Origin of the sequence: Streptomyces sp. NPDC102278 (genome assembly GCF_044766345.1) — a bacterium.
Taxonomy (GTDB): Bacteria; Actinomycetota; Actinomycetes; order Streptomycetales; family Streptomycetaceae; genus Streptomyces.
In genome coordinates this window covers 74954-87328 of the sequence record NZ_JBIWLV010000015.1, presented here as the reverse complement: position 1 = coordinate 87328, position 12375 = coordinate 74954, and the positions used below count along the sequence as shown (strand labels likewise).

Genomic DNA, 12375 nt, shown 5'->3' with positions numbered 1-12375 from the left:
ACCGGCGGGTGGCACGTGGACGCGATCAGAAATCGAACCCGAGTTGGCCTCCGTCTTCCAGCTCCACGCTCTCCTCGCTGCGACGCACCTTTTTGAGGTGCCGCCAACGAGGCAGCGCGTCGAGGTACGACCACGAGAGCCGGTGGTACGGGGTGGGCCCCAGCTCCTCCAGCGCCGCCCGGTGGACGGGCGAGGGATAGCCGGCGTTCGCGGCGAAAGCGAAGTCCTCGATTCCGCCGCCCTGTTCGGCCAGGTCGGCCATCATCCTGTCGCGCCGGACCTTGGCGATCACCGAGGCGGCGGCGACGGCGACGCAGGACTGGTCGCCCTTGATCACCGTCCGGACCCGCCAGGGCGATCCGAGGTAGTCGTGCTTGCCGTCGAGGATCACCGCGTCGGGCCGCACCGGCAGGGACTCCAGGGCCCGCACCGCGGCGAGCCGCAGGGCCGCCGTCATGCCGAGGGTGTCGATCTCCTCGGGGGAGGCGTGCCCGAGCGCGTGCGCGGTCACCCAGCCCTCCAGAACGTCGATGAGTGCGTCGCGTCGCTTGGGGGTGAGCAGTTTGGAGTCGGTGAGTCCCGAGGGCGGTCGGCGCAGACCGGTGATCGCCGCGCACACGGTGACGGGTCCGGCCCAGGCCCCTCGTCCGACTTCGTCGACCCCGGCTATGACCTTGGCGCCGGTGGTTGCACGGAGGGAGCGTTCGACGGCGTGTGTGGGTGCTTCGTACGGCATGGCGCCAGCAAGGGTACGCCGCCCCGCGCCCCCTGCACACCCCGCCCCGGGCGGGGGCGACCGTCGGGACCGACCGGCCGGGTCACGGCCGGAGCATGGGCACCATCACACGGTCGATCAGTTCCGCGATATCAGGGTCACCCCATTCGCTTCCGTACACCTTTGCGCGGTACATGAACATGGCCGGGATCACATCGGTGACGAACGGAGTAGCCGCGTCGCCACGAACGTCACCCCGCTTGATTCCCCGCTCCACCAAGTCCCTGATCAGGTCCTGAGCGGGTTCGTGCAGCCCCTTCCAGATCACCCCCCGAAAGCGGTCGGCATGCGTGTGATCGCATTCGTGAAGTACGGCGCGCAAGGCTTCACCGGCTCTCGACCTCATCACGTCACGCATCCGCACACACAGCCGATGGAGGTCCTCGCGCATCGAACCGTGATCCTCGATCTCACCCAGTGACGGCAATCCGGCACGCAGCACCTCCACGACCAGTTCCGTCTTCGACGGCCAGCGCCGATATACGGCCGCCTTCCCGGTGCGCGCGCCCGCCGCGACGCCCTCCATCGTGAGCGCGTTCCAGCCCACGGTGCTCAGCTGCTCGAGGGCCGCGTCGAGAATCGCCCTTTCGAGCTCCGGACCCCGCCGGCGCCCCGGCGCCGCCTCCGACCAGCGTGAACCCGTCATGCCCCACACCCCCGCCGCCCGTGCGCGCCCGTCGCACGAATTTTCAGCCTTAGTGAACGCTTGTGTTCACTAAGCGCCGACTCCTACCGTGGACCCGCAGTGAACGAATGCGTTCACTATTTCACTTTGGGGGGGATCCTCAGTGACAAGCACTCAACTGGCCACGCCACGAATACCCGGCGCCGCCCGACACCCCGGGCGCCCGGGAGTGGCGCTCACGGTCATCGCCGCCTGCCAGCTCATGGTGGTTCTCGACGCGACGATCGTGAACATCGCGCTCCCCCACATCCAGACCGCGCTCTCCTTCTCCACCACCGACCTGTCCTGGGTGATCAGCGCGTACACCCTGGCCTTCGGCGGCCTGCTCCTGCTCGGCGGCCGGGCCGGCGACATCCTGGGGCGGCGCCGCGTGTTCATCACCGGCATCCTCCTCTTCACCCTCGCCTCGCTCCTCGGCGGTTTCGCCCAGGAGCCGTGGCAACTCCTCGCGGCCCGCGCCCTCCAGGGAGTCGGCGGGGCGATCGCCTCACCGACCTCGCTGGCCCTGATCACCACGACCTTCGCCGAGGGCCCGGAACGCAATCGCGCCTTCGGCGTGTTCGCCGCCGTGTCGGCGGGTGGGGGCGCGATCGGCCTGCTGACTGGCGGCATGCTCACCGAGTGGCTGGACTGGCGGTGGGTCCTCTTCGTCAACGTGCCGATCGGCATCCTGATCGCCGTCCTCGCGCCGCTCTACATCAGCGAGTCCGAACGTCATCCCGGTCGCTTCGACATCGCCGGCGCCCTCACCTCCACCGGCGGCATGGCCTCGCTCGTCTACGGGTTCATCCGCGCGTCGGAGGACGGCTGGCGCGACGCGCTCACCCTCGGCTCCTTCGCGGCCGCCGTCGTGCTCCTCGGACTGTTCGTGGTCGTCGAGTCGCGGGCACGCGAGCCGATCATCCCGTTGCGGATGTTCGCCGATCGCAACCGCGCCGGCACCTACGTGATCATGCTCGGTCTCGCCGCCGCGATGTTCGGCATGTTCTTCTTCATCGTCCAGTTCGTCCAGAACGTGCTCGGCTTCTCCCCGATCCGTTCCGGGCTCGGCTTCCTGCCGGTCACCGTCGCCATCGTCACGGCCGCCGGACTCTCCCAGCGTTTCCTGCCCCGATTCGGGCCCAAGCCGTTCATGGTCCTCGGGTCCGCGCTCACCGGGGCCGGCCTGACCTGGTTGACGTTCATCCGGACGGACAGTGCCTACGTGTCCGGAGTGTTGGGTCCGATGCTCCTCTTCGGCTTCGGCATGGGGCTCAACTTCGTGACGCTCACCCTCACCGCCGTCTCCGGAGTGGCGCCGAGGGAGGCCGGCGCGGCCTCCGGTCTGCTCAACGCCGCCCAGCAGGTCGGTGGCTCGCTCGGGCTGTCCATCCTGGTCACCGTCTTCGGTACGGCCGGTCGCGACGAGGCCGGGAAGCAGGTCCCCGCGTTCCTGGCGCAGGCGGAACCGGAGCAGTTGGCGGCCTTCGAGGCGACCGGCCGGCTACCCGATCCGTGGGGCGACATCGTCCTCACCCAGGGCATCTCCACCGCGTTCATCGCCGCCGTGGCGATGGCCGGACTCGCGCTGGCGACCGCGCTGTTGGTGATCCGCGTGCGCAAGAGCGACCTGGAGGCCCTCAACGGAACCGCCGAGAAGGCCGGCCCCGTGGGTTGAGCACGGCCCGTCGCACGAAGGCCGGGGTGTGCGCGAGCGACGCGTACACCCCGGCCGGTACGGGTGCGCCGGAATCGGCGCGCACCCGGCGCTCGCCCCGACAGGGGCTAGTACTCGCTTCGGCCGCCGTAGAGGCCGAGCTGTACGCATTCGTGGGCGGTGATCGTGACCGGACGCTCGTCGAGGATCCGGCGTGCTCGGGACTCCGCCAGGCTCGTCGCGTACCAGGGCGCGTCCCCGGATCCCGCCAGGTCGTCGCGGACCCCGAGCAATGCGCAGGAGCGTCGGGGTTCGGGCAGGCGGTCCAAGGCGGGAGCCGCGTCGGCCGACAGGAAGCGGAAGTACTCCACGTCGATCTTGCTGTCCGACGCGTACCGGGCGACGTTGACCTCGGCGATGATCCCGTCCGGGGACAGCAGCCCGAAGACCAGGACGGTCGCGGCGGCGCTGCCTGCCACCGCGCGGGCCAGCCAGCGCCCGCCGAACGCGCCGGCCGCCATGAGCAGCACGATCACCAGCCCGAGCCACAGTTCCATGGTGACGACCGACAGTCGCAGCCGGGTCAGCCCGTACGCGTCCACGTACAGGTCCATCCGCCGCACCGCGGAGGCGACCACGACCAGGGTCAGCAGGCACAGGGTTCCCAGGACCAGCCGGACGAAGCGGCGGTCGCCCGCACCGCCCCGAGGCGCCCAGCGCAGGGCGAGGGCGATCACGGCGAGGACGAACACGGTGGCCCAGAGCAGCTGCCAAAAGCCCTGGCGGGCGTACTCGGCGTAGGTCAGGCCCGTGCGCTCCAGGACCTTGTCGTACCCGCCGAACAGCACGGCCAGTTGCACCGCGATGAAGCCGGCGAACAGCAGGTTGAGCACAACGAGCGGAAGCGCCCACTCCACTCGGGGGCGCGGCTTGCCCGGTGTCGTCGTGACGCGGTCCCAGCGCAGTGGGGCCGCGGCGGTCCGGGCGACCGACAGGGCGCAGAGCGCGCCCAGCAGGAACAGCGCGACGCGGAGGGGGCTGCGCCCCACGGAGACGTCCGGGGTCAGTCCTCCGAGCAGATCGGCGAAGGCCGCGTCGGCGGAGGCGAACAGCGCCCCGAACACGAGCAGCAGCGCGACGGCCACCACGGCCGCCTTCGCGATGGGCAGCCAGCGGGTACGGTCCACCCCGCCCCCGCGCGAACGCACCCCCGCCCAGGCCCAGCCGACGCCGGTGACCGCGGTGTCGACGAACCCGAGCGGGCTGAGCAGTACGCCCGGCCAGCGGCGGCTCCCGTGCAGGGCCAGCGCGGCGAGGAAGACGGCGGCGAGGATCGCGAGCGTGGACGGCCACGCGGAGTCGCGCAGGGCCGGGACCGCGAGCAGGGCCACGCAGCCGAGGGACCACACCACGGTCCAGGGTCGGACCGTTCGGCCTGCGGCACGGGCGGAGACGTACGCGGCGACCATGGCGGGCAGCGCGGCGATGAGCAGCCCGGGGCCGACGCCGTCACCGAGGAAGACGGCGGTGGCGACGCCGGCGACGAGCACGGCGACCAGGGTGGCGGTGCGGATCGGTGCGGCCTGGGCGGAACGGACCCGCCGGGCCGACGAAGCCTGCGCCTTGGCCGCGGCGCCGGCTTGGGCCTGCTGTCCCCGCGGGTTCTTCTGCTGGGCCACCCAGGTGTGCCAGGCCACGGAATCGAAGCCCGGCGATCCGGGAGCGGCCGGAGGCGCGGCCGCGGGAGCACCCGCCCCGGGTGCACCGGCACCGGGCGCACCGGCGCCGCCGCCGGACTGCGCGGACCGCTCGGCACCGGCCCCGGACTTCGCGAGCCGCTCGGCGCCGGCATCGCCTCCGGCCGCATCGCGTGTCGCCTTGTCGGCGTTCTCAGACATCAGGTCCCTCCCCAATCAGCCGCTCCCGGGGTGCAGGAGATGAGAGCGGCGAAGCGGACAGGGTAGGCCGGGGTCGGGCAGTTTTGAACATATTCAAGAAAGCCTTGTGTCAGGACCGTGACAATCGAACGGCCCGCCCGACCCGCCGAGTTCGCTCGCCGAAGGCACCGGGCCATCGCCGGACGACACAAAGGGGCGCCCGAGTACCGGAGAGGTACTCGGGCGCCCCTGGTCCGACACGATCCGAACCGGACGAGCTAGCGCGCCGCGTCCGGCAACCACGCCGGAAGGTCTTCGGTGCGCGACAGCCACGCCGCCGGCAGCACCGCGTCCCCGCGCGCGCCCAGTACTCCGCCGACGATCGCGCACGTCGTGTCCACGTCCCCGCCCACCTGCGCGGTGGTCCAGAACGCCCGCTCGTAGTCGTCCAGTGCCCGGGCCGCCGACCACAGCGCGAACGGCACCGTGTCGTGCGCGCTCGTACGGCGCCCGCATCCCAGGACCGCCGCCACCGTGGTCGCGTCGTCGTAGTCGAGCATCCCGCGCGCCCGCCGCAGCCCGGCGCCCACCGCACTGCGCGGCACCAGCGCGATCACCGCGTCCAACAGGTCCGCCGCCTTCGGCGGGCCGGCCGGAGCCGCCGCCAGCGAGGCGGCCGCGGCGACGGCCATCGCTCCGCACACCGCCTCGCGGTGCTGGTGGGTGGTGTACGCCGAGATCTCGGCCTGGTGCGTGGCCTGCTCGGGATCGTCCGCGTACCAGGCGCCCAGGGGCGCGATCCGCATGGCGGCCCCGTTGCCCCAGGAGCCCTGGCCGTTGAACAGCTCGGCCGCTTGCGTGCGCCAGTCCGCGCCTTCTCGGATCAGCCGCAGCATCCGGTTCACGGCGGGGCCGTAGCCGCGGTCGAAGTCGTGGTGGTGCGCGAAGGACAGCGCGAGCGCGTCCTGGTCGATGCGTCCGTGCTCGGCGAGCACGGCCACTACCGAACAGGCCATCTCGGTGTCGTCGGTCCATTGCCAGGGCTCGGTGCCGGCGGGGACCTCACGCCGCTTGAGTTGTGGATAGTTCACGGGAACGAAGTACTGGGAGCCCAGAGCGTCACCCAGTGCCAGCCCTCGGAGGCTGGACATGGCGCGTGCGTAGCGCCGTTCGGAGGAGGAGTCAGCGGTCATCGCGCGCCACTCTAGCCGTCCAGGTCATAAGGCTCGGGTGTGGTCCACCGCTCAAACGGGCGGTCCATCCGGTACCGGCCGTCCGAGCCCAGCAGCAACACGCGGAATTCTCCGTTCCCGGGGTTGGACAGGCACTCGAACTCGGCCACCGACCAGTGGAACCAGCGCATGCAGAACAGCCGCATGGTCAGCCCGTGGGTCACCACCAGAACGTTCTCCGGGTGATCCTCCGCCTCGAAGCTGCGGTAGAGGCTCTCCAGGAAGGCGCCGACCCGGTCGTAGACGTCCGCGCCCGATTCACCCTGGGCGAATCGGTAGAAGAAGTGCCCGTAGGCGTCCCGGTACGCCTTCTGCAACCGCACGTCGTCCCGGTCCTGCCAGTTGCCCCAGTCCTGTTCACGCAGCCGTGGTTCCTCGCGCATCCGGACCCGGGTCGGATCCAACCGCAGCTCGCGGAAGGTCTGCAGGGTCCTGCGGTACGGGGAGACGTAGGCACTGATGGACTCGTCGCCGAAGAGCTCACGCAGCCGTACGCCGGCCTCGGCGGCCTGGTGCCGCCCGGTCCGGGTCAGGCGCAGGGCGTGGTCGGGCTCTCGCTCGTACACCGTGTCGTCGGCGTTTCCCTCCGACTCCCCGTGTCGGACAAGAACGATGCGCCGTGGTCGAACCATTCCCCGACCCTATTCGGACATCTTGTCCTCCGCGCACCGGGCTCGCCGCTCGCGCCGGCGGTCGTCGTACGGTCATACCGTCCAGGAGGGTTCGAGGTCGACGACGTCTCCGGTGAGCGCCTCCACGTCGGCCTCCGTCTGGGCGCGCAGCGACAGCCGCTCCACCCGTTCCTGGCGGTACTTGCCGTGCTCGGCGGCCGCGCGCCACATCGACAGCACGAGGAACTCGCGGCCCGGGGCCTCCCCGAACAGACCCCGAATCATGCCGGGCGAACCCGCCATGGCCGGGTTCCACACCTTCTCCTGCATGAGCGCGAAGTGGTCCACGCGTCCCTCGCGTACCCGGGTGTGGGCGACGCGGACGACGTCGGCGTCGGAGAAGCGCGGCTCGAAGCCCGTCTTCACGTCGAAGCGGTGGTCGAAGAGCGTGATCCGCGCGTCGGTGAAGGTGCCGTTCTGGGAGGCGGCCAGGCGGTCGTGCGAGCGGGCCATGAAGGAGTCGTAGAAGGAGCGGCTCTCCCAGAACGCGAAGACGTGCGCGACCCCTTGCCGGCCCCGGCTCCAGCCGCCGCCCTGCCCCCGGAAGCCCGGCTCCCCCGGAAGCCCCGCCCATTTGCGCTGCCCACGCTCGAACCCGCGTCGGTCCGTCACCGTGCAGCGAATCCACTTGACCAGCACCGCGCCATCGTACGGTCCCGGCGCGCCCCGGGTCAGTCCCCGGCGGGGTACATCCGCACCAGTTCCGCGGTGTCTCGCTCGGGCAGGCTAAGCCCGAACTCCCGGTCGAGCAGGGTGATCAGCTCGTCCGGTGCCACGGTCTCCCGAGCGAGGCGTCCGTCCGGGTACAACCGGGTGAGCTCCCTTCCCACGAGGGCCAGGCGTACGGACTCTCCCGGGTACTGCACGATGACCTTGCCGACGAACGCGGAGCGCGGGTGCGAGGAGCTGTAGTGGTTCAGCACCACGTAGTCGACGGGATGGTAGGCCTGTGGCGAGAAGGCGTAGAGGTCACGCCACTCTTCCCCGCGCAGTGAGCGCAGCACCAGGTCACCGTCCTCCTCCGCTCGGACGCAGTACGTCCACTGCCCCTGCCGCACCTCGACACCGGTACGCGCGAGCGGTACGGGTTCGCGCGGTCCGGCGTGGCCGAACCCGGCGTCGCACAGCCACGGTTCGCCGTCGACGGTGACGACGAGGACGGCGTGCGTCACCGCGAGCAGCGTGTCGCCCCGGGTGCGGTTGCGGGCTCCGCGCCCGGCGACCTCGAAGCCGATCCGCTCCAGGGCGGCGGCCAGCAGCGAGTTCTGTTCGTAGCAGTAGCCGCCTCGGCGGCCGTGCACGATCTTGTCTTGCAGTGCCTTGACGTCCAGCGCGACGGGGCGGCCGAGTGTGACGTCCAGGCTCTCGAAGGGAATGGCGGCGATGTGCGCCCGGGTCACTGCGTACAACGTCTCGACGTCGGGACGGAGTTCCCGGTCGCCCGCCCCGATCTCCAGACCGATCCTCGCCAGATAGGCGTCCAGGTCCAGCTCGTCAGAACTCCACACGGCTCCCCGCTCCCCCGCACATTCCACGGCACCCGATCGGTGCGCCCCGCACAATGATCGCCATCTCCGCCGTCCACACCAACCCGCCCGGTCATCCCGCGCCGCGCGCACGCCGAAGGGGACCGACCACCAGGTCGGTCCCCTTCGTGAGCTACCGCTGCGCCGGCCGCGCGGATCGCACGGGACGACCGTCCCGCGCGATCAGGCCCGGTGTCAGCTGCAGCCGCTGGTGGATCCGCAGCCCTCGCAGATGTAGCAGGAGCCGGCGCGCTGCATCTTCGTACCGCAGGAGAAGCACAGCGGGGCGTCGGCGGAGACACCCAGCTGCATCTCGACGAGTTCGGCGCTGGAGTGCGCCGTCCTCGGCGCCGGCGCCGTGCCGGAGGTGACCGGCTTCGGAGCCGGGACGGCCGCGAGCGGGGCCGACTGGGCCAGCGTCTCGGTGTCGATCTGCTCGTCGTCCAGCGGCTCGTAGGAACCGGTGTCCAGGTGACGCTGACGCTCCTCGGCGGAGTGGATGCCGAGGGCGGAGCGGGTCTCGAAGGGCAGGAAGTCGAGCGCCACGCGACGGAAGATGTAGTCGACGATCGACTGCGCCATCCGCACGTCCGGGTCGTCCGTCATGCCGGCCGGCTCGAAGCGCATGTTCGTGAACTTCGAGACGTAGGTCTCCAGCGGGACGCCGTACTGCAGACCGACCGAGACGGCGATGGAGAAGGCGTCCATCATGCCCGCGAGGGTCGAGCCCTGCTTGGACATCTTCAGGAAGACCTCGCCCAGACCGTCGTCCGGGTAGGAGTTCGCCGTCATGTAGCCCTCGGCGCCACCGACCGTGAAGGAGGTGGTGATCCCCGGGCGGCCCTTGGGAAGGCGCTTGCGGACCGGGCGGTACTCGATGACCTTCTCGACCGCCGCGCGGATGGTCTCCTCGGCCTTCTCGGTGACCTCGACCTTCTCCGTTTCCTTCTTCTTCGCGGAGAGGGGCTGACCGACCTTGCAGTTGTCGCGGTAGATCGCCAGCGCCTTGACGCCCAGCTTCCACGCCTCGAAGTAGATCTCCTCGATCTCCTCGACGGTCGCCGTCTCCGGCATGTTGACCGTCTTCGAGATCGCGCCGGAGATCCAGGGCTGGATCGCGGCCATCATGCGGACGTGGCCCATCGCGGAGATGGAACGCTCGCCCATGGCGCAGTCGAAGACCGAGTAGTGCTCCGGCTTCAGACCGGGGGCGTCGACGACCACACCGTGCTCGGCGATGTGGGTGACGATCGCCTCGATCTGCTCCTCCTGGTAGCCCATGCGGCGCAGGGCTTGCGGAACGGTGCCGTTGACGATCTGCATCGAGCCGCCGCCGACGAGCTTCTTGAACTTGACCAGGGCCAGGTCCGGCTCGACACCGGTGGTGTCGCAGGACATCGCGAGACCGATGGTGCCGGTCGGCGCGAGGACGGAGGCCTGGGAGTTGCGGAAGCCGTTCTTCTCGCCGAGGCGCAGGACGTCCTGCCAGGCCTCGGTGGCCGCGGCCCAGATCGAGTTGTCCAGGTCCTGGGTGCGCGGTGCGACGGCGTTGGCGTCGGCGTGCTGCTTCATGACGCGCTTGTGCGAGTCGGCGTTGCGGGCGTAGCCGTCGTACGGACCGACGATCGCGGCCAGCTCGGCGGAGCGCTTGTACGCGGTACCCGTCATCAGCGAGGTGATCGAGGCGGCGAGGGTGCGGCCGCCGTCCGAGTCGTACGCGTGACCTGTGGCCATCAGCAGGGCGCCGAGGTTGGCGTAGCCGATGCCCAGCTGACGGAAGGCGCGGGTGTTCTCGCCGATCTTCTGGGTCGGGAAGTCCGCGAAGCAGATGGAGATGTCCATCGCGGTGATGACGAGCTCGACGACCTTGGCGAAGCGCTCGGCGTCGAAGGCCTGGTTGCCCTTGCCGTCGTCGTCGAGGAACTTCATGAGGTTCAGCGAGGCGAGGTTGCAGGACGTGTTGTCCAGGTGCATGTACTCGCTGCACGGGTTGGACGCGGTGATGCGGCCGGACTCGGGGCAGGTGTGCCAGTTGTTGATCACGCCGTCGTACTGGATGCCCGGGTCGGCGCAGGCCCACGCGGCCTCGGCGAGCTTGCGGAAGAGCGCCTTGGCGTCGACCTTCTCGATGACCTCGCCGGTCATGCGGGCCCGCAGGCCGAACTGGGTGCCGTTCTCGACGGCCGTCATGAACTCGTCGTTCACGCGGACGGAGTTGTTGGCGTTCTGGTACTGGACGGACGTGATGTCGTCGCCGCCCAGGTCCATGTCGAAGCCCGCGTCGCGCAGGGCGCGGATCTTCTCCTCTTCCTTCACCTTGGTGGCGATGAAGTCCTCGACGTCCGGGTGGTCCACGTCCAGGACGACCATCTTGGCGGCGCGACGGGTGGCACCACCGGACTTGATCGTTCCTGCGGACGCGTCCGCGCCCCGCATGAAGGAGACCGGACCGGAGGCGTTGCCGCCGGAGGAGAGGAGCTCCTTGGAGGAGCGGATGCGGGAGAGGTTCAGGCCGGCGCCGGAGCCGCCCTTGAAGATCATGCCCTCTTCCTTGTACCAGTCGAGGATCGACTCCATGGAGTCGTCGACGGCCAGGATGAAGCAGGCGGAGACCTGCTGCGGCTGGGGCGTGCCGACGTTGAACCACACCGGCGAGTTGAAGCTGAAGATCTGGTGCAGGAGCGCGTACGTCAGCTCGTGCTCGAAGATCTCCGCGTCCGCGGGAGAGGAGAAGTAGTCGAAGTCCTCGCCGGCCTTCGTGTACGTCTTCACGATCCGGTCGATCAGCTGCTTCAGGCCGGTCTCGCGCTGCGGGCTGCCGACCGCGCCGCGGAAGTACTTGCTGGTGACGATGTTGACCGCGTTCACCGACCAGAAGTCGGGGAACTCGACGCCACGCTGCTCGAAGTTGACCGAACCGTCGCGCCAGTTGGTCATGACGACGTCACGACGCTCCCAGCTCACCTCGTCGTACGGGTGCACGCCCGGGGTGGTGTGGATGCGCTCGATCCGCAGGCCGCTCTTGGTGGCCTTGGTTCCCTTGGCTCGGGAACCTCGCGCCGAGCTGCTCGCCGTCTCTGTCATGGCCGCCTCCCATATGCGGGCAAAAACGCCCTAAAGTGCCATCGCTATTCCGCGGCACGGTGCTGTGTGTCTTGTATCTACGAATCTGTCCCCGGCTACCGCCGGGAGGCGCCACGGATCGACCGGGCAAACCGAGCTTCTGCGCGGCTGCCAGGTCAGTCGGAGGCGGAGGCGGGCACGGGGACGACCGAAACGGTCCCACCGGGCTCGACCTCAAGGGGGTGAGGCCGCCGCTCGCGCAATTCCACGATGGCGGTCTCGAAGTCTTCAAGGGTGTCGAACGCTTTGTAAACGGATGCGAACCGCAGGTAGGCGACCAGGTCGAGTTCCTGCAACGGGCCGAGTATGGCCAGACCCACGTCGTGGGTGGTCAGCTCGGCGCTCCCGGTGGCGCGCACCGCCTCTTCGACCCGCTGGCCGAGCTTGGCGAGGGCGTCCTCGGTGACCGGCCGCCCCTGGCACGCCTTGCGGACGCCAGAGATGACCTTGGAACGACTGAAGGGTTCGGTCACCCCGCTGCGCTTGATCACCATCAGCGAGGCCGTCTCCACCGTCGTGAAGCGACGGGAGCAGTCGGGGCACTGACGGCGCCGCCGGATCGACGTGCCGTCGTCCGTGGTGCGGCTGTCGACTACGCGGCTGTCGGGGTGCCTGCAGAAGGGGCAGTGCATGGTTCCCTCACCCTCCTTCTCGGCACGACTGGATCACCCCACGGAGCCCCTGAACGGCGGGGAAAACGTCCCGCCGGGGGCTCGTGAAGCAGCCACCAGCATATGCGATGTCGTGGGCTTCGGCGGACCGGGGACCACAACTTCTGGGCGGCGACGCTCATCCAACCACTAGATCTTGGGTTGCGGTGGATTTACATGGCTCAGCGTGTCGCAGCGTG

At 69.8% G+C, this 12375-nt stretch carries 10 protein-coding genes; 1 reads left to right on the top strand and 9 read right to left on the bottom strand.

All coding sequences use genetic code 11. The features are described 5' to 3' along the window. Positions 1-25 precede the first annotated feature (25 nt). Both ACIRO3_RS29200 and ACIRO3_RS29195 read right to left on the bottom strand, forming a co-directional pair. Positions 26-736 (bottom strand): ribonuclease HII, encoded by a 711-nt coding sequence (locus ACIRO3_RS29200; RefSeq protein WP_404141715.1) that lies wholly within the window; start codon positions 734-736, stop codon positions 26-28. An 82-nt stretch (positions 737-818) separates the two neighbouring features. Next, entirely contained in the window at positions 819-1421 is a 603-nt protein-coding gene (locus tag ACIRO3_RS29195; RefSeq protein ID WP_404141713.1) for a TetR/AcrR family transcriptional regulator, read from the bottom strand. A 142-nt stretch (positions 1422-1563) separates the two neighbouring features. Here ACIRO3_RS29195 and ACIRO3_RS29190 point away from each other — a divergent pair, with 142 nt between their 5' ends. Continuing rightward, positions 1564-3117, top strand: coding sequence for an MFS transporter (locus tag ACIRO3_RS29190; protein ID WP_404141712.1), 1554 nt, complete (start codon positions 1564-1566; stop codon positions 3115-3117). A 107-nt stretch (positions 3118-3224) separates the two neighbouring features. Here the strand turns inward: ACIRO3_RS29190 and ACIRO3_RS29185 are convergent, their stop codons facing one another. The 7 genes from ACIRO3_RS29185 to nrdR form a co-directional block, all read right to left on the bottom strand. Further along, positions 3225-4994 carry a DUF4153 domain-containing protein gene (locus ACIRO3_RS29185; RefSeq protein WP_404141711.1) on the bottom strand — a complete coding sequence of 590 codons (1770 nt, stop codon included), beginning with the start codon at positions 4992-4994 and terminating at the stop codon, positions 3225-3227. A gap of 257 nt (positions 4995-5251) precedes the next feature. Next, entirely contained in the window at positions 5252-6166 is a 915-nt protein-coding gene (locus ACIRO3_RS29180; RefSeq protein ID WP_404141708.1) for an ADP-ribosylglycohydrolase family protein, read from the bottom strand. An 11-nt stretch (positions 6167-6177) separates the two neighbouring features. Further along, entirely contained in the window at positions 6178-6837 is a 660-nt protein-coding gene (locus tag ACIRO3_RS29175) for a histidine phosphatase family protein (RefSeq protein WP_361773462.1), read from the bottom strand. 72 nt (positions 6838-6909) lie between these two features. After that, positions 6910-7515 carry a YdbC family protein gene (locus ACIRO3_RS29170; RefSeq protein WP_361773465.1) on the bottom strand — a complete coding sequence of 202 codons (606 nt, stop codon included), beginning with the start codon at positions 7513-7515 and terminating at the stop codon, positions 6910-6912. A gap of 32 nt (positions 7516-7547) precedes the next feature. Then, positions 7548-8384 (bottom strand): arylamine N-acetyltransferase, encoded by an 837-nt coding sequence (locus ACIRO3_RS29165; RefSeq protein WP_404141705.1) that lies wholly within the window; start codon positions 8382-8384, stop codon positions 7548-7550. A gap of 213 nt (positions 8385-8597) precedes the next feature. Next, positions 8598-11486: a vitamin B12-dependent ribonucleotide reductase gene (locus ACIRO3_RS29160; protein ID WP_404141703.1), complete on the bottom strand. Its 2889-nt coding sequence runs from the start codon at positions 11484-11486 to the stop codon at positions 8598-8600. Between the two features lie 155 nt (positions 11487-11641). Continuing rightward, positions 11642-12157: a transcriptional regulator NrdR gene (nrdR, locus tag ACIRO3_RS29155; protein ID WP_404141701.1), complete on the bottom strand. Its 516-nt coding sequence runs from the start codon at positions 12155-12157 to the stop codon at positions 11642-11644. Positions 12158-12375 lie beyond the last annotated feature (218 nt).